Annotated in this window: 18 protein-coding genes; 10 read left to right on the top strand and 8 right to left on the bottom strand. The window is 46.9% G+C overall.

What is annotated here, in order from left to right; translation table 11 throughout:
• Window positions 1–70: 70 nt before the first annotated feature.
• From V7S65_RS11010 to V7S65_RS11035, 6 genes are all read right to left on the bottom strand, one after another.
• Window positions 71–1,498, bottom strand: a complete 1,428-nt coding sequence (locus V7S65_RS11010; RefSeq protein WP_336387109.1) for an L-serine ammonia-lyase — start codon at window positions 1,496–1,498, stop codon at window positions 71–73.
• A gap of 104 nt (window positions 1,499–1,602) precedes the next feature.
• On the bottom strand, window positions 1,603–2,079 hold the full coding sequence (locus tag V7S65_RS11015; RefSeq protein ID WP_336387108.1) for an FKBP-type peptidyl-prolyl cis-trans isomerase: 477 nt from the start codon (window positions 2,077–2,079) through the stop codon (window positions 1,603–1,605).
• A gap of 64 nt (window positions 2,080–2,143) precedes the next feature.
• The gene (locus V7S65_RS11020; protein ID WP_079473339.1) at window positions 2,144–2,623 is read right to left on the bottom strand and encodes an FKBP-type peptidyl-prolyl cis-trans isomerase; all 480 of its coding nucleotides are present in this window, start codon (window positions 2,621–2,623) and stop codon (window positions 2,144–2,146) included.
• A gap of 126 nt (window positions 2,624–2,749) precedes the next feature.
• Window positions 2,750–4,387 (bottom strand): chaperonin GroEL, encoded by a 1,638-nt coding sequence (gene groL / locus V7S65_RS11025; protein WP_079473338.1) that lies wholly within the window; start codon window positions 4,385–4,387, stop codon window positions 2,750–2,752.
• A gap of 50 nt (window positions 4,388–4,437) precedes the next feature.
• The gene (locus tag V7S65_RS11030) at window positions 4,438–4,719 is read right to left on the bottom strand and encodes a co-chaperone GroES (protein WP_079473337.1); all 282 of its coding nucleotides are present in this window, start codon (window positions 4,717–4,719) and stop codon (window positions 4,438–4,440) included.
• Window positions 4,712–4,969 (bottom strand): hypothetical protein, encoded by a 258-nt coding sequence (locus tag V7S65_RS11035; RefSeq protein ID WP_111579027.1) that lies wholly within the window; start codon window positions 4,967–4,969, stop codon window positions 4,712–4,714. Before V7S65_RS11035 ends, V7S65_RS11030 begins: the two co-directional genes overlap by 8 nt.
• Window positions 4,970–5,024: 55 nt before the next feature.
• On the opposite strand from V7S65_RS11035, the gene nusB reads away from it, so the two are divergent.
• The 5 genes from nusB (at window position 5,025) to V7S65_RS11060 (ending at window position 8,001) form a co-directional block, all read left to right on the top strand.
• A complete protein-coding gene (nusB, locus tag V7S65_RS11040) occupies window positions 5,025–5,954 on the top strand; it encodes a transcription antitermination factor NusB (RefSeq protein ID WP_079473335.1) in 930 nt (309 codons plus the stop codon).
• Between the two features lie 37 nt (window positions 5,955–5,991).
• Complete coding sequence (locus V7S65_RS11045; RefSeq protein WP_079473334.1) at window positions 5,992–6,432, top strand: DUF1573 domain-containing protein; 441 nt, start codon at window positions 5,992–5,994, stop codon at window positions 6,430–6,432.
• Window positions 6,433–6,463: 31 nt separating this feature from the next.
• Window positions 6,464–6,808 carry a preprotein translocase subunit YajC gene (gene yajC, locus V7S65_RS11050; protein ID WP_079473333.1) on the top strand — a complete coding sequence of 115 codons (345 nt, stop codon included), beginning with the start codon at window positions 6,464–6,466 and terminating at the stop codon, window positions 6,806–6,808.
• Window positions 6,809–6,938: 130 nt separating this feature from the next.
• Window positions 6,939–7,535, top strand: a complete 597-nt coding sequence (coaE, locus tag V7S65_RS11055; protein WP_336387106.1) for a dephospho-CoA kinase — start codon at window positions 6,939–6,941, stop codon at window positions 7,533–7,535.
• A gap of 163 nt (window positions 7,536–7,698) precedes the next feature.
• Window positions 7,699–8,001: a HesB/IscA family protein gene (locus tag V7S65_RS11060; RefSeq protein ID WP_079473331.1), complete on the top strand. Its 303-nt coding sequence runs from the start codon at window positions 7,699–7,701 to the stop codon at window positions 7,999–8,001.
• Window positions 8,002–8,092: 91 nt separating this feature from the next.
• Here V7S65_RS11060 and secDF read toward each other — a convergent pair whose 3' ends face one another.
• Window positions 8,093–11,242 (bottom strand): protein translocase subunit SecDF, encoded by a 3,150-nt coding sequence (gene secDF, locus V7S65_RS11065; protein ID WP_336387105.1) that lies wholly within the window; start codon window positions 11,240–11,242, stop codon window positions 8,093–8,095.
• A gap of 213 nt (window positions 11,243–11,455) precedes the next feature.
• Here secDF and V7S65_RS11070 point away from each other — a divergent pair, with 213 nt between their 5' ends.
• From V7S65_RS11070 to V7S65_RS11085, 4 genes are all read left to right on the top strand, one after another.
• A complete protein-coding gene (locus V7S65_RS11070) occupies window positions 11,456–12,673 on the top strand; it encodes a serine hydrolase (protein WP_336387104.1) in 1,218 nt (405 codons plus the stop codon).
• 24 nt (window positions 12,674–12,697) lie between these two features.
• Window positions 12,698–13,423: a DUF4397 domain-containing protein gene (locus V7S65_RS11075; RefSeq protein WP_111579023.1), complete on the top strand. Its 726-nt coding sequence runs from the start codon at window positions 12,698–12,700 to the stop codon at window positions 13,421–13,423.
• A gap of 154 nt (window positions 13,424–13,577) precedes the next feature.
• On the top strand, window positions 13,578–14,771 hold the full coding sequence (locus V7S65_RS11080; protein WP_111579022.1) for a pyridoxal phosphate-dependent aminotransferase: 1,194 nt from the start codon (window positions 13,578–13,580) through the stop codon (window positions 14,769–14,771).
• A 155-nt stretch (window positions 14,772–14,926) separates the two neighbouring features.
• Window positions 14,927–15,445, top strand: a complete 519-nt coding sequence (locus tag V7S65_RS11085) for a DUF7935 family protein (RefSeq protein ID WP_336387103.1) — start codon at window positions 14,927–14,929, stop codon at window positions 15,443–15,445.
• Here V7S65_RS11085 and V7S65_RS11090 read toward each other — a convergent pair whose 3' ends face one another.
• A complete protein-coding gene (locus V7S65_RS11090) occupies window positions 15,446–16,429 on the bottom strand; it encodes a M23 family metallopeptidase (RefSeq protein WP_159454489.1) in 984 nt (327 codons plus the stop codon).
• 22 nt (window positions 16,430–16,451) lie between these two features.
• Here V7S65_RS11090 and V7S65_RS11095 point away from each other — a divergent pair, with 22 nt between their 5' ends.
• Window positions 16,452–17,999 (top strand): acyl-CoA mutase large subunit family protein, encoded by a 1,548-nt coding sequence (locus V7S65_RS11095; protein ID WP_336387102.1) that lies wholly within the window; start codon window positions 16,452–16,454, stop codon window positions 17,997–17,999.
• The last annotated feature ends 25 nt before the right edge of the window (window positions 18,000–18,024 follow it).

Below are 18,024 nucleotides of genomic sequence, written 5' to 3' on the forward strand. Positions count from 1 at the left end.
CTTTCCTTATATTATAACCGATATTCGCCGTAATCTGCTTTTAAATCTGTAATTCGTTATCTGATATCTTTTAACATTCCGGCAGGCTGATAGGAATATTCACTGCCAGCCCTCCATCGGAAGTTTCCTTATATTTTGAATTCATATCCTGTGCTGTTTCCCACATGGTTTTTACCACGGCATCAAGGGAAACCTTTGCCAGCTCAGGATTGCTTTGCAGCGCCAGTTGTGATGCGGTGATCGCCTTGATGGCGCCCATTGTATTCCGCTCAATGCAGGGGATTTGCACCAGTCCGCCGATAGGGTCGCAGGTGAGGCCCAGGTGGTGTTCCATCGCTATTTCCGCCGCCATCAGCACCTGGCGCTGGGAACCTCCCATGCACTCGGTGAGGGCTGCCGCCGCCATCGCGGAAGATACGCCTATCTCTGCCTGGCAACCGCCCATTGCTGCGGAAATGGTGGAGCGCTTTTTAAAGATGCTGCCTATTTCAGAAGCCGTGAGCAGGAACTGCTGGATCTTTTCTTCATGGAAACCATCGCAGAAAGCGATGAAATATTGCAAAACTGCCGGAATTACGCCTGCAGCTCCATTAGTAGGCGCCGTTACCACTCTTCCGAACGATGCATTCTCTTCATTTACGGCCAGTGCAAAACAGCTTACCCAGTCGAGCGTATAGCTGAAATGCTCTCCTCCCGCCCTGATGGCGTCAATCCAGGATGCATAATCAGTATAGGTACGGCCTTTCAGTAATTTTTTATTGAGCACTGCCGCACGGCGGCCAACTTTCAGTCCGCCGGGCAACTCCCCGCCGGTATGGCATCCGCGGAAGGTACATTCCTGCATTACGCGCCAGATATTTAACAGCCCTTGCCGGGTTTCTTCTTCCGGGCGCCAGGCGTGTTCATTTTCCATCACCAGCTCAGAAATGCTATACCCGGTTTTAATGCACCATTGCAGTAGCTGGCGGGCAGTATCTATCGGGAAAGGCAGGTCTACCTGCTGGGCGCCGCCGCCGGCATCTCCTTCCTGCACTACAAAACCGCCACCGATAGAATACCAGGTGGAAGCCAGCTGTTCACCATCCAGTAAGGTAACCAGGAAAGTAAGCGCATTGGGATGAAACGGAAGGGATTCTTCAAAAAGGAAATCAATGTCTTCAACGGGGTCAAAATCTATTTCATATTTACCCGCAATTTTCATCCTGCGGCTGCGGCGGATATCATCCATTTTAGGATTGATCTGGTTCACATCAAAAGTTACCGGATCATCGCCGCAAAGGCCCAGCTGAACGGCAATGTCGGTGCCATGCCCATGACCTGTTTTGGCAAGGGAGCCATATAATAATACCTGTACTTTACTAACAGCCGCCAGTTTGCCATCCAGCTCCAGCTGATCCAGGAAACGCAGTGCTGCGCGCCACGGACCTAAGGTATGTGAACTGGAAGGGCCAACGCCTATCTTGAAAATGTCAAATACGGAAATACATTCGTGTGCCACTAATTTTTTATTTATCTGTAAAATTAACGGAAAGCAGGGGAATAATACAAATGCAAAAGCGGTACCGGCAGAACCGGTACCGCTTCATGTTATATCTTCTTCAATTATTTATTCACAAAGTCTTTCAGTTTCACGTTGAATACCAACACGGAATTCGCCGGAATCTTAGGGTAAGCGGAAGGGCCGTAAGCATAAATGGAAGGGATAATCAGGTTAATCTCTCCACCCTTGCGGATTTTAGGAATACCAATCGTCCATCCGGTGATCACTTTATCGAGGTCAAATCTGGCGCTGTCGCTGCTGTCAAAAACCGTTTTATCCAGCAACTGGCCTTTGTAGGATACCCATACATTGGCGGCAGCATTCACAGAATCACTGCTTCCTTTGGTTACAATCTGGTAAAAAAGACCACGCGGATCGTGTTGTACATTGGGGATATTATTAGCAGCGATATAGGCTACAATTTTTGCGGAGTCAGCATCATACTGTGCGATAGCGTCGTAGGCAGGTGCATCATCTTTTTTTGAACAGGCGGCAAGCACTAACAGGAATAATCCTCCCAACAGAAAAACTTTCTTCATACAGTTTGGTTTCAGTTTTAGTATAATTAAAAGGTGAAAATACAATTGGCATAAGATAATACATCTACCGGATACTTACCAGTTCCAGGTCAGAAATGAGGATGGCGTTAGGTGGAATAATACCGTTAACCCCCACGGAGCCGTAGGCCAGGGCAGACGGGATATATAACCGGATCTTACCCCCCTGGGAAATTTTCTGGAGCCCTATCTGCCAGCCCGGGATATGGTTTTTAAGCATCCTGTGATCAAAATCGGTGGGTCCTAATGAGGTGCCTACTACTTCCCCCGTAACTAAATAATTGGTATAAATAACGGTGGGAATAGAAGTCGCTTTCACGAAATGGGTACTGTCTCCCGGGACATCTACCCGGTAATAAAGCCCCGAAACGTCCCTGATGGCGGTTTCATTGTGCTCATGCAGGTACCGCTGGATGGCGTTTTCCGTTACCCCGTCCATTCTGAGCTCGTCCGAACTGCTTTTCTTTGAACAGGCGCCCAGGATTAAAAGCAGGCTTGCGCAAATTATTTTTACAACTGTGTTCATCCGCTGCTGTTTACTATCTCGTTGTTAAACGGAAATCTTATGATAAAGTTACAGCGGAAAGGTGATCCGCATAAAAAAACTCCTGCAGAACCAGGTCCGCAGGAGTTTTTATGATTATCATGAATATTAGTAGTCCATGCCCATACCGTGGCCACCACCGCCCATAGCCGGAGCAGCAGATTTAGGTTCCGGTTTGTCTGCGATTACACATTCGGTAGTCAGCAGCATAGAAGCGATAGACGCAGCATTTTCCAGTGCAATACGGGTAACTTTAGTTGGATCGATAACACCGGCAGCCAGTAAGTTTTCGAAAACTTCTGTACGTGCGTTGAAACCGAAATCAGCTTTACCTTCTTTCACTTTCTGTACTACGATAGAACCTTCGATACCTGCATTGGCAGTGATCTGACGTAATGGTTCTTCGATAGCGCGTTTAACGATGGAGATACCGGTCTGTTCGTCGTTGTTAGCACCTTTCAGTGATTCCAGGGCTTCGATAGCGCGGATGTAAGCCACACCACCACCAGGAACGATACCTTCTTCAACGGCAGCGCGGGTAGCGTGTAAAGCATCGTCTACGCGATCTTTCTTTTCTTTCATTTCTACTTCAGTAGCAGCACCAACATACAGTACAGCCACACCACCGCTTAATTTAGCCAGGCGTTCCTGTAATTTTTCGCGGTCGTAGTCGGAAGTAGTTACTTCGATCTGCGCTTTGATCTGTCCGATGCGGGACTGGATTGCGTCTTTTTCACCTTTACCACCTACAACAGTAGTATTGTCTTTATCGATAGTGATGGATTCAGCTTTACCGAGGTAAGTCAGGTCAGCATTTTCCAGTTTGTAACCTTGTTCTTCGCTGATAACGATACCACCGGTGAGGGTAGCAATATCCTGCAGCATATCCTTTCTTCTGTCGCCAAAGCCAGGAGCTTTAACAGCAGCAACTTTCAGGGTACCACGCAGTTTGTTTACCACCAGGGTAGCCAGTGCTTCACCTTCCAGATCTTCGGAGATGATTACCAGCGGAGCGCCCTGCTGAGCCACTTTTTCCAGGATGTGCAGGATATCCTTCATGGTGCTGATCTTCTTATCGTAGATCAGGATATAAGGATTAGCCAGTTCAGCCTGCATTTTTTCGCTGTTGGTAATGAAGTAAGGAGACAGGTAACCGCGGTCGAACTGCATACCTTCTACTACTTCAACAGTAGTATCAGTACCTTTTGCTTCTTCTACAGTGATAACACCGTCTTTGGTTACTTTCTGCATTGCCTGGGCAATCAGTTTACCAATTTCGCTGTCGTTGTTGGCAGAGATAGAAGCAACCTGCTCGATCTTCTGTGTATCGTTACCAACTTTTTCGGATTGTTTTTTCAGGTTTTCAACAACTGCTTTCACAGCTTTGTCGATACCACGTTTCAGATCCATTGGGTTAGCACCGGCAGCTACGTTTTTCAAACCATCGCCGATGATAGCCTGTGCCAGAACGGTAGCAGTAGTAGTACCATCACCTGCCAGGTCAGCAGTTTTGGAAGCTACTTCTTTCACCATCTGCGCACCCATATTTTCGATTGCGTCTTCGAGTTCAATTTCTTTTGCAACTGTAACACCATCTTTAGTTACACCAGGAGCGCCGAATTTTTTCTCGATCACTACGTTACGGCCTTTAGGGCCCAGGGTTACTTTAACGGCATCAGCCAGGGTGTCAACGCCTTTCTTCATCTTGTTGCGGGCGTCTATATTGAAGAAAATTTGTTTTGCCATAATACTTTGAGATTTTTCTTTTAGGAATTAATTCATATCGCAGACAGCTCTTAAACGATCGCCAGGATATCAGATTCACGCATGATTAAGTAATCTTCGCCTTCGATAGGGAGTTCCTGACCAGAATATTTACCATACAGTACAGTATCACCTACCTTTACAGTGATCGGTTCATCTTTTTTACCAGGTCCGGCAGCCACCACGGTGCCTCTCACAGGTTTTTCTTTTGCGGTATCGGGGATAATGATACCACCAGCTGTCTTCTCTTCTGCTGCTGCAGGTTTCACGATTACCCTGTCAGCTAAAGGTTTAATACTTAATTGTTTAGCCATAGTAGTTTTTATTTAAAAAAGATGTTTGTGATTTTGTTTCTTCCGTCCACGAGAATTGTGCCAACGCGGTTTTCGGGTCAAATTTACAGGTCACGAAGGTATCGACTTGCTTTGATACTGACAAATCATGACAAGCAACCCGAAAAAATGACAGAACAGGTAGGTCCGGGAACACCAACACCCCTTCCGGGGCCGGTTTGTTTTCCCCCTGCACGGTACCCGTGCCAACACCTTTGCGATCAAAATCCATGAATATGAAAATTTTTCTCTAGTTTTGCGCCCTTATACCAGTTCTTTTTTATAAGATGATCAGTAGAAGAAACATCCGGGTAAAAGTAATGCAAACACTTTACGCCCTGGAAACGATGGAGCAAAGCAGTATTAAGCCAGGCACGGCCACCAGACTTTTAAACGAAAAGCTGGACCAAACCTGTCAGATCTTTACCTACTTACTTAACTCAGTGGTACAGGTAGCACAATACGCCGAAATTGATGCGCACGCCCGTGCTTCCAAACACTTACCCTCTGCCGAGGACCTGCAGGTGAACACCAAAATTGCAGGAAATGAGTTTATTTACCAGATAACCAGCGACAAAGGGTTCCAGGTAAACCTGGAACAATGGAAAATGAAGCTGCAAACAGATGATGATCTGCTCAGAAAGCTTTATAACCAATTGGTGCTTACAGATACCTACAAAGCCTACGCAGCAGAAGGTAGCCGTACCAAAGCAGGTGAAAAGGAAATACTGGAATTCATCTATAAAGAAATACTGGCGAAAAGCGAGCCGTTCCTCCAACACATGGAAGATACCTTCCTCCACTGGGGCGACGACGAAGAAATGATGGGCATTCTGATCAATAACTATTTCAATAAGCCGCATCTCTTCAATTTCCTGCAGCTGATCAGTAAAGAAAAACTTGATTATGCAAAGGAACTCCTGCTCACCGTAATCGACAAAAAAGAATACTGCCTCGAACTGATCAAGCCCAAACTGCAAAACTGGGATTCTGAACGTATCGCTGCAGTAGATATGTTACTGATGGAAATGGGTGTATGCGAATTCCTCTACTTCCCTACCATTCCTACCAAAGTAACCATCAACGAATATATAGACCTGGCGAAAGCCTACAGCACACCTCAGAGTGGCCAGTTTATCAACGGTATCCTGGATAACATTCTGAAAGACCTGGAAAAAGAACAACTGGTACTGAAACAGGACCGTCCGAAAAAGTAAGTGGGAAAAGTTATTTTTACGGTAAAATAGCAATGCCATGAAAAAACTGTTCTGTTTACTCGCCTGTGGAAGCCTGCTGGTAGCGGCTTGTAACAATAGTGCCAAAAATAATACCGCTGCAGAGGCAGCCGGTAACGGACAAAAAAACGAAGCTGGCCAGTCCTCCGCGCTCACCTTTGAAGAAAAGGTGCATAACTTTGGAGAGATTGTAGCAGGTGAAAAAGTAGAGTACTCCTTTAAATTCACCAATACAGGCACCAGCCCGCTGCTTATCGAAGATGCCATTTCCAGCTGCGGTTGTACCGTACCGGAATGGCCAAAAGAACCCATCAAACCCGGTCAGTCCGGCTATATGAAGGTTATTTTCGACAGCCACGGAAAATCAGGCTATACCGAGAAAGAAATTTCTGTTAAAATCAACAATAAAGACGGTTATGTGGTAGGACCTAAGATCCAATGCAATATCATTACCAAGTAGTCCGGACTAAACTATTAAATCAATTATAGAGATGAACATCCTGAACATTTTATTAATGGCGCCTCAGGGCGGTGCCCAAGGCGGTGGTAACTCCTGGGTTTCTTTCCTGTTTTTTGGCGGTATGATTGTCGTTATGTGGCTTTTCATGATTAGGCCTCAAACTAAAAAAGCAAAACTGCAGAAACAATTTATCGATAACCTGAAAGAAGGTGATAAAATCGTCACTATCGCCGGTATTCACGGTAAAGTGAAGAAAATGAACGACAATAACACCGTTCTGATGGAAGTGAGCCCAGGCACCAGCTTTACCATCGAACGCTCTGCTATCAGCATGGAATACACCACCGCTCAGCAAAAAGCGGCTGAAACCAAATAAGAATTACGAATCAAAGTAATTACTGTTTACGGAGTTACAGACAGATGATATTCGCGGATCTATTCCCCGGCATCTGCCCGTAACTCCGTAATTCATATGGGTAGTTCGTATTTTTTTATAAATTGGGGCTATGTTAAAGATTGGAATTACCGGGGGCATTGGCTCCGGCAAAAGCACCGTTAGTAGAATATTCGAATTATTGGGCGTTCCCGTGTATTACGCGGACGACCGGGCCAAAGATATCATGGTCCGCGACCCTGAACTGGCCACACAGGTAAAACACCACTTCGGCGAAGAAATATATAATGCCGATGGTACACTGAACCGCAAACTCCTGGGAAATATCGTTTTCAACGACAAAGACAAACTCGCCCTCCTCAATTCCCTCGTACATCCGGCCACCATCCGGGATTCAGACAACTGGGCGCAACAACAAACCACGCCCTACGTACTGAAAGAGGCCGCTCTCCTCTTCGAAACAGAATCCTTCCACCACCTCGATAAGGTAATCGCCGTTTTTGCCCCCCAGCCACTGCGCATACACCGCGTAATGAAGCGCGACAACGTAACCCGCAACGAAGTGCTGGCACGCATGTACAAGCAAATCGATGAAACCATTAAAATGCGCCTGAGCGACTATGTGATCCATAACGACGAACAACATATGGTGATCCCGCAGGTGCTCGCCCTTCATAAAAAGTTCCTGGAACTGGCCACAGCAAAGTAATTGCGCTTCAAGTCCACGTCAAAGGCGTGTATACGGCATGGATGCCTCCGGTTTACCCCATGTATGCCGCATCTTTGTGTGAATTGCACTCCTCACTTACCTTGGGTATACCGGGTAGCAAAACCGCCCGCGGTTTTCCCTAACTTTGAAAAAAATACGGATAATGGATAGCGCGAACAGATCTCCCATTCAACTTACGGCCAGTGCTGCTGAAGTAGTGAAACAATTGTTACAGGGCAATACAGAAGCCCCCTACCTCCGGGTAGGCGTAAAGGGCGGAGGTTGTTCGGGTGTTGCCTATATGTTAGGCTTTGATGCCCTCATGGAAGACGACGACCTGTTTGATATATCCGGTATCCCCGTGATTATGAAAAAAGCACATGGTATGTACCTCATGGGTATGGAAATAGATTATCAGCAGGGAAGCGATGCCGCCGGGTTTGTATTCAGGCAGCCGGCCAGCTGATCAACATCTCCCTGAAATATACTTCACAAAAAAACCTCCTGGCAAGCCAGGAGGTTTTTATTTATCAAACATTATTTCAGTAAGATCTTACTTATTTGGTAGCAGAAGCCGTTTTCTTGGCAACTACTTCTACTGACTCACTTTCATTGGCCAGCTGATTCTTCTTGTCGAAGTCAACCAGTACAGGCGCCGCAACAAAGATAGAAGAGTAAGTACCGGTGATCACACCAATCAGCATCGCAAAGGCGAAACCGCGGGTTACTTCACCACCAAATACAAACAGGATCAGGATGGTCAGGAACACTGTCAGCGACGTCATAATGGTACGGCTCAGGGTATCGTTGATCGCTTTATTGATCACGGTATCCCTGTCGCGGCCATGAGCGCCGGTCCTGAAGTATTCACGGATACGGTCAAATACAATCACGGTATCGTTCATGGAGAAACCAATCACCGTCAGGATCGCAGCAATAAAGTGCTGGTCAATTTCCAGTGTGAACGGTACAAAAGATCTGCACCAGGAGAATACTGCCAGGGTAACCAGTACGTCATGCAGCAAAGAGAAGATAGTACCGATAGAGTACTGCCACTTGCTGAAACGTAACAGGATGTACAGGAAGATCACCACAATAGACAGGATCGTTGCTTTTACCGCACCTGCACGCAGGTCATCGGAAATGGTAGGCGATACCGTCTGGGAACCCACGATGTAGCGGGAAGTAAATACATCAGGCGTTACAGAAGCATCATAAAACTTCTTCAGGCCGTTGTATAATTTATCAGCCACTTCTTTATCAACCGCCAGGCTCTGCTGCTCAATTTTGTAAGCAGTAGTGATGCTCAGCTGGTTGGTGCTGCCAATTGTTTTAACGAATACTTCTGAATCAAATTCTTTCTTCAGTACATCTGCCACTTCTTCGCGGTTCATCGGATGCTCAAAGCGAACGGTATAGCTACGGCCACCGGAGAAATCAATACCGTGGTCGAAACCATGGAAGAAGGAAGAAACACCTGCCACCATTACAACAGCAGAGATGATATAAGCATATTTACGTTTGCCTACGAAATCAAAAGCAGCATGTTTAAATACTTTACGGGAAATAGGTGTAAAGTATTCAAAATGTCTTTTTCTCTTCATCCAGAAATCAGTTACCATACGGGAAACCAGGATACCGCAGAACAGGGACAGGAACAAACCTATGATCTGTGTGGTAGCGAAGCCCAGTACCGGACCTAAGCCGAAGTAGAACAGGATGAAGGCGGTGAGCAGGGAGGTAACGTGACCATCGAGTACCGGTGCATAGGAACGTTTGTAACCGTCTGCTACCGCATCGTGGTAAGATTTACCATGCGTCAGTTCGTCCTTGATCCTTTCAAAGATGATTACGTTGGTATCCACCGCCATACCGATGGTGAGTACCATACCGGCAATACCGGCCATTGTTAACGTAGCACCCATAGAAGCCAGGATGCCGAAGGTAAACAGCAGGTTCAGTACCAGTGCAATATTAGCTACCCAGCCGGCTGAGTTGTAATACACCAGCATGAGTACGAAGATGATTCCGAAGGAGATCATAAAGGATTTAGCACCGGCAGCAATAGATTCAGCGCCGAGGGTAGGTCCTACGATCTGTTCCTGTACAATTTGTGCAGGAGCCGGCATTTTACCGGATTTCAGGATGTTGGCGAGGTCATTCGCTTCTTCAATGGTAAAGCTACCGCTGATAGAGGAACGGCCACCGGCAATTTCACCCTGTATGGAAGGAGCAGAGTAAACGATGTTATCGAGCACTACTGCCACGTAGTTAAATGTAGCGGGATCTTTTGGATTGGCAGGAGCCAGTTCACCGGTCAGTTTCTTCCACTGGTGGGCGCCTTCGTTATCCATTGTCATGCTGATTTCCGGCTGGTTGTTCTGGTCCATATCCTGACGGGCATCAACGATGCTTGCGCCACCAACACGGGGTTCAGGGCTGGCCGGATTTACTTTCAGCGCGTATACTGCTAAAGGACCGTGTTTATCTTCTTTATTTTCAGCACCAAACGCAAATACCAGGTCCTTAGGCAGGATCGATTTTACAGCAGGCAGTTCCACGTAACGGTTAAAGGTAGCCGTATCTTTTGGTAAGATTCTTCCGATAGACGGACCCGGATAAACTGAACCGGATTGTGGGTCTACGTTAGGGAATAATACCATGAACAGCGGGTTCTGTGCCTGTTGTTCTTTCAGCTGCAGTTCTTTGCTGGCATTTTTGCTGGTATCTTTTTTAGACAGGTAGTCTGTCAGGCTGGCATCTTTACTGGTATCCTTCGCAGTAGCGGCGGTAGCAGCAGCAGCTGAATCCGGCGTAGCGGCAGGAGCGGCAGTAACAGCGGCCTTAGCGTTCCTGATGGCGTCGTTCATCGGGGATAATACATTCTGGATAAACTCCGGAGAGTTTTTGTATACTTCCCTGAATTCGAGGTTCGCAGTTGCCTGCAGGTATTTGTGTACACGGGCGGCGTTATCAACACCGGCGAGTTCCACGGAGATCAGTCCTTTATTTTCATCCAGGCTGATATTAGGTTGTGCCACCCCAAATTTATCAATACGTTTTTGCAGTACGATATAGGTATTCTTAATGGCAACACGTGATTCCTTACGGATCATGTCCAGCACCTGCTGATTGGAAGAATTGAAGGTAATATCCTTCTGGTAGGCATTCGCAAAAATAGAAGCCAGTTTACCCTGTGGTGCTACCTCGGCGTATGCTTGTCCGAACAAAGTAACAAAATCGGCCTGGTTAGTTTTCTTCAGCTCATTTGCCCTTTCCAGCGCTTTGTTAAAAGCAGCATCCTTGGATTGACCGGATAATGCGCGGATTACATCTTCCACGCTTACTTCCAGTACTACGTTCATACCACCTACCAGGTCCAGACCGAGATTCAGTTCTTTCTCTTTGGCCTTGGTATAGGTGACATTCCATGGAAAGCCTGCAATTTTTGTGCTGCTGGTACTGTCCACAATCTCTTGTCTCCTCTGTTTAATAAACCCTTTGAGGGTATCTGAGTAGAAGCCCTGCAGTTCCGAACTGCCTGGATATTTCTTTTCAGGTGTAGGGTATTGCTTGGCCACATCGTTCTCGGCCTGCTGCTCTATCTTCTTCTCATAGTTCCGCACCAAAAACGTGAAGGACAATTGGTACAAAGAGATAAGGATCAGTGCGATGGCAAAAAATCTTACCAGTCCTTTAAGTTGCATACTGTTTGTTTCGGGTTTATAAAAAAAAATTTTAAGAGTTGCAAAGATAGAATTTAAATCGATATATTAAAGTCCTTGTTAAAAGACACGCAAAATCAATATGCGCCTGACTTTACAGGTTGGTTGGCACACTTTTTTTAAATCTGCAGCTCCCGGATTCTGGTCTTTTTAAATATATTCCTTTGCTTTACAATCCATAACAACGACAAATATATGCAAACCCAACATTATCCGGCAACAGATAATTTTCTGGAAGCTTTGCTGAAAAGTCAAAAAAGCCGGTTAGGCGCCGTATTCAGCGATCCTTCCTCTTACCGTTTACAGGTGATTTTTACCCGCATAGACCGGGACGAACAGCAGCAGCCGCACTTCTCGGACTATTACTATGGTGTATCACCGGAAACATACTTCTACCCTGCCTCCACGGTAAAACTGCCGGCAGTGGCCCTGGCACTGGAAAAGCTGAACGATCTGCAGATCCCCGGTCTCGACCGCAACACGCCTTTCTTTACGGCGCCGCTCCCGGATGTCAATACCGGCGTGCGCCACGACCATTCCGCCGCTTCCGGCCTCCCGTCTGTGGCCCATTATATAAAAAAAATATTCCTTATCAGCGATAACGATGCCTATAACCGCCTCTACGAGTTTATAGGGCAGGAGCCTTTTAACCGCCGGTTATGGGAAATGGGATATACCCAGGCCCAGATCCGCCACCGGGTGGGGCTTCCCCTGTATGAAGAAGCCAACAGGCACACCAATGCCGTCAGCTTCCGGGAAGGGAACAGGATCCTCTACCAGCAACCTCCGGGCTACAGCCGCCTGGAGTTTTCCCCGCGGGAAGACTTTGCCGGGAAAGCCTGGTATAATCACCTCGATCACCTCGAGCACCAGCCCATGAACTTCTCCCACCGCAATAAACTGCCCCTCTCCAGCTTACATGATATCATGCGCAGCATAATTTTTCCAGGGGCTGTAACAAATCGTCAACGTTTCCGTTTAACAGGGAACGATTACCTTTTTTTGTACAGATGTATGTCCCAGCACCCGGAAGAATCAACAGATCCGGTTTATGACCCGGAACAATACTATCAGGCATATACCAGGTTTTTGCTTTTTGGAGGTGACCGGAATAGCCGGATACCGGAACACATCAGGATTTTCAACAAACCAGGATGGGCATACGGATTTCTGACCGATACAGCATATATTGTAGATTTTGCCAGTAAAACAGAGTTCCTGCTGTCTGCCAGTGTTTTTGTAAATACTACTGGTGTATTGGGAGATGATCAACCGGCTTTTGAAAAAACAGGCAAACCTTTTCTCAAAGCACTGGGCGAAGTAATTTATGAATCGGAGGTACAACGTAAAAAGCGCATTTTACCTGACCTGGCCCGTTTTGAACCAAATGATAAAAAAACAACCGATCAATAACACAATTTAAAAACTGAGAGCAAAATGCTAACCAAGAAAAATCGCGTATGGGCAGTTGTGGCCCTGTTAACAGGAATCATCGGACTATCTTCCTGCCTGAAGAACGATAATAATTACACACCACCAAGACCACAGGCACAGATTTCAATACTGGGCAGTTCCACCAGCATGATTCCAGGTATTTTCTATGATAACGATCAGAAAGTAACTGAAACTGAATTCAACTTCAATTTCTACGCCCGGTACGCTGTTTACGGTGGCCTGCACAAATTTGATCTGAAGAAGAAAGGAGGCGACAGCCTGATGACCACCACTACTTACAATTTCGACTCCACACAATACTATACTTACCTGATCTGGGATAAAGCCCCTATAAGATCTGCTATTATCAAAACAGATCAATCCAACTACAGCCGCGATAAAATCGGTATCCGTTTCTTCAACCTGAGCGCAAACGCAGGCCCGGTAGATGTATACATCGGTACTGAAAAAATCGACAGCAACCGTGTGTACTTTAACGGCGATGTATCTTCTGCCAGCGCTTTCAAACTGTTCAACAGCTTCAGCGTAAACAATGCGATCAGCATCAAGGAAGCCGGTACGAGCACTGTACTTGCTACTGCAAGCAGTACTGACCTCCGTGTTGGTAGTTTCAACGCAGGTAACTTCTATACTATTTACATCGTAGGCGTTAAAGGAAGTACCGGTACCGACAAACTGGTTACCAACGCTATCTTCAGTTTATACTGACAATAATACACTTCTGTAAAAAGAAGCAACATAAAACGCAGAACGGGCCGGTTATCCGGCCCGTTCTGCGTTTGTACAGCAGCCTGGAACGATCTTTCCATGTATTATCTGGTTTTTTTCTGTACGTTTGTTCCGGTCAATTCAATGTAATGATATGAATCAACTAGCAGACAGGCTGTCACGGATTTCCGAGCCGCAAACAATTAAAATGGCTAAACTCGGCCGCGAGTTGAAAGCCCAGGGTATAGATATTGTAGACCTCAGCATCGGAGAACCGGACTTTGACACCCCGGCACATATCCGCGAAGCCGCCAAAAAAGCGATCGATGAAGGATTTACACACTATACACCCGTGGCTGGCTATCCGGACGTAAGACAGGCAGTAGTACACAAATTAAAGAGAGATAACGGTCTTGACTATACGCCGGAACAGATAGTAGTGTCCACAGGCGCCAAGCAATGCCTGGCCAATGCAGTGCTCAGCATCGTAAACCCCGGTGATGAAGTGATCATCCCCACTCCTTACTGGGTTACGTATTCCGAACAGGTGAGCCTCTGCCAGGGCGAAGTGGTATTTGTTCCCTGCAGTATCGAAAACAATTATAAAATTACACCGGAGCAACTGGAAGCAGCCATCACACCAAAAACAAAGCTGTTCATGTTCTCCTCCCCCTGCAATCCCACCGGCTCCGTATATTCCAAAAAAGAACTGGAAGGACTCGCCGCCGTATTTGCCAAACACCCGGAGATCTTCATCATCTCCGATGAAATATATGAGTACATCAATTACGAAGGCAAACATGAAAGCATCGCGCAGTTTGGTGATCTGATCAACCGCACCATCATCATCAATGGCCTGAGTAAAGGTTTTGCCATGACCGGCTGGCGTTTGGGCTACCTCGCCGCACCACTGGACATTGCCAAAGCCTGTGATAAAATCCAGAGCCAGTTCACTTCTGCTACCTGCTCTATCACCCAGCGCGCCGCCATCACCGCCCTCACCGGCGAACTGACCACCGCCGTGGAAATGGTCGCTGAATTCAAAAAACGCCGCGACTATATTCATGAAGCCCTGAAAACTATTCCCGGTTTAAAGGTAAATGACCCGGAAGGCGCATTCTATATGTTTCCCGATGTCAGCGCATTCTTCAACAAATCATTTGAAGATTCGCACATCAAAAACGCAGACGACCTTTGCATGTATCTCCTGCACAAGGCACACGTGTCTACCGTTACCGGCAGCGCTTTCCAGCAACCCAACTGTATCCGCCTGTCATACGCTACCAGCATGGACAAACTGGAGAAAGGGGTAGAAAGAATGAAAACCTGGCTGGGGAAACTCGCTTAACAAACTATCATCTTTGTGATTAATACGATTACCGGCGGATGTTATAAAGTTCACATCTCCCGGTAATCCTTTTTATTTTAAACCGGTATCCTACAATATATAAATATCTTTATATATATTTGTGCACATAAAGTAATAAGATGGGCAGCCTTGACATGAATACACTACTATACATAGCACTTGCCATTGGGGCAGTTGCTATTGTATATCCTACGATAAAAGATCTTCTTAAGAAAAATAAAACGGCGGATACCGCAACAGACAGCAAAGAACAGCCGGTAAATGCAGCCGTGCTCCCTTTACAGCTGCAGGCATATGAAAGAATGGCGCTTTATGTAGACCGGATCACGCCGCAAAGCCTGATTGGACGCATCTATCAGCCAGGCTTAACTGCAGTGGACATGCAGATTGCGATGGTACAGCAAATCAAAGCAGAATACGAACATAATGTTACCCAACAGATCTATGTATCGGCCATGACCTGGGAAGCAGTGAAAACACTAAAAGAACAAACGATCTCTGTTATTAACCAGGTAGCCGTGCAACTCCCACCGGACGCCTCCGCAATGGAACTGAACAAACAGATACTGGAAGTATTTTTACAGGCCGGCGAATCTCCCGCCGAACTCACTTCCCAGATCATTAATGCGGAAGCCAAAAGACTGATGCGGTAATCACTTCGCATTGATCACTTCATTCAGCAGGTAACTTTTTCCATTAAATAAGATATACAACGGCTTTCCCTGATACCAGGGAACGCCGGCCTTTTTGGTATGTACCTGGATATGCAGGTGAGGTTCAGTGCTAAAGCCCGAATTACCCACACAGCCGAGCGGATCTCCCTGTTTTACATACTGCCCTTCCCTTACCACTACGCTTCCCATTTTCAGATGCGCCATAAACACATAGTACCCGGGCGTTTCCAGTACTACCTGGTTGGTATTTTTGGGGCCGCGGTTCATGGCAGGCGGTATATTATCCGGGTTGTTGCTGTACGCCCTCGTCACAAGGCCGTCGCATGGCGCATATACCGTATCGCCATAAATCACATAATCTTCCAGCTTACGGGAAAATATTTTCCCCGCACGTCCGCCATAGCTGTTCAGTTTCACAATATCCATCGCGTAAATAGCCCCCCGCAAACTAAAGTGGAAAACATTGGTTGGCAACCCCTTGCCACCCTGCAATACAAAGTATTTGCCCGGCTTAAAGGGAAATGCCAGCGCTACCCGCTGCGGTTTCCCGGTAGTACCCGTAAAGTACAGCACAGACATGACGATGAAAATAAAGGTAAAAATGCCATTGCTGACCCGTTTCCACCGCGGCGTGGGTTTAGCCGCATGATCGTGCTTACGCGCTGCATAAGCAGCCATGTTCAGCAATAAGAGCCCGCCAAAAACGTACTTGGAATAAATAGACAGGTATACCCAGGTGCCATACAAATACAGGAACCAACCCAGCGAAAGCCCCAGCAGCAAATAGCTGTAAGTAGCTGCCAGCGGGCGGCTTCCTGCTTTCCAGACAAGATATAAACTATATAACGCCAGTGCGATCGTTATGCATAATAAACAGTAGATGATCATAGTATCCTGCCAAACTTTCACACAAAATATCAATATTTTTCTCAGCGGCGAAGTACCATAATAATTATGTAACATTGCAACGCTAGTTTTAGATACTATGGAAAAAACCATTCAAACCGATTCAGGCATTGTAATAGCACCGGTATACACACAACCGGTGCCTATGGACGAACAGCCCGGCGCCTTTCCTTTCACCCGTGGCATACACGCCACCATGTACCGCGATAAACTGTGGACCATGCGGCAATACGCGGGTTTCAGCACGGCAGAAGAATCGAATAAAAGGTATCACTACCTGCTGGGCCAGGGCGTTATGGGACTGAGCGTAGCCTTCGACCTGCCTACACAAATTGGTTATGATTCAGACCACCCGATGTCGGAAGGAGAAGTGGGAAAAGTAGGCGTAGCCATCGATTCCCTGGAGGATATGGAAATACTGTTCAAAGATATTTCACTGGAACAGATCTCCACCTCTATGACGATCAACGCCACAGGCTTTATCCTGCTGGCATTTTATATAGCGCTCGCCAAACGGCAGGGCGCCGACCTGAAAAAAATTTCAGGCACCATCCAGAACGATATCCTGAAAGAATATGCTGCCAGGGGCACCTTCATTTATCCGCCGAAGCCCTCCATGCGGCTCATCACGGATATTTTTGCCTATTGCAGCAAAGAAGTACCCAAGTGGAATACCATCTCCATTTCCGGTTATCACATCCGGGAAGCCGGCGCCAACGCTGTGCAGGAACTGGCTTTCACGCTGGCTAACGGGAAAGCCTATCTGAAAGCAGCACTGGACACCGGGCTGGATATCAATGTATTTGCCAAGCGGTTGTCTTTCTTCTTCAATGCACACAATCACCTCTTTGAAGAAGTAGCCAAATTCCGCGCCGCACGCCGCATGTGGGCGCATATCACCCAATCGCTGGGCGCTACCGATCCCAAAGCACAAATGCTGCGGTTCCATACGCAAACAGGCGGCAGCACTCTCACCGCACAGCAACCACAGAATAATATTGTACGTGTAGCCATTCAAACACTGGCGGCTACAATGGGCGGTACGCAATCGCTGCACACCAACGGCTACGATGAAGCGTTATCATTACCCACAGAAGCGGCGGCACGCATCGCCCTCCGCACCCAACAGATTGTTGGCTACGAAAGCGGCGTGGCAGATACCGTAGATCCGCTGGCCGGCTCTTTTTACGTGGAAGCGCTCACCAACGAAGTGGAAGAAAAAGCCTGGGAGCTGATTCATAAAATTGATGCGATGGGTGGCGCTGTAAGCGCCATAGAACAGGGTTTCATCCAGGATGAAATAGCAAAGAGCGCATACAGATACCAGCAGGAAATTGAAAATAATGAGAAAATAATCATCGGCGTCAATAAATTTACAGCGTCAGACCAGGTAACGCCGGAAGTATTCCGCATCGACGACAGCATCCGTACGTTACAGTCGGAACGCCTGAAATCCTTACGGGAACGCCGCGACAACGCAGCCGTACAAAACGCGCTGGCACAAATCCGGCAGGCAGCCGGCACCGATGAAAACCTGATGCCCCTTGTAGTAGCAGCAGTGGAGCATTTATGTACCCTGGGCGAAATAGCAGATGTACTGAGGGAAGTATGGGGAGAGTATAAATAATTACATAAGCGTATTCAATAGTCCA

It is taken from the genome of Chitinophaga sp. CCNWYY40 (genome assembly GCF_037483205.1).
Classification (GTDB): domain Bacteria; phylum Bacteroidota; class Bacteroidia; order Chitinophagales; family Chitinophagaceae; genus Chitinophaga; species Chitinophaga ginsengisegetis.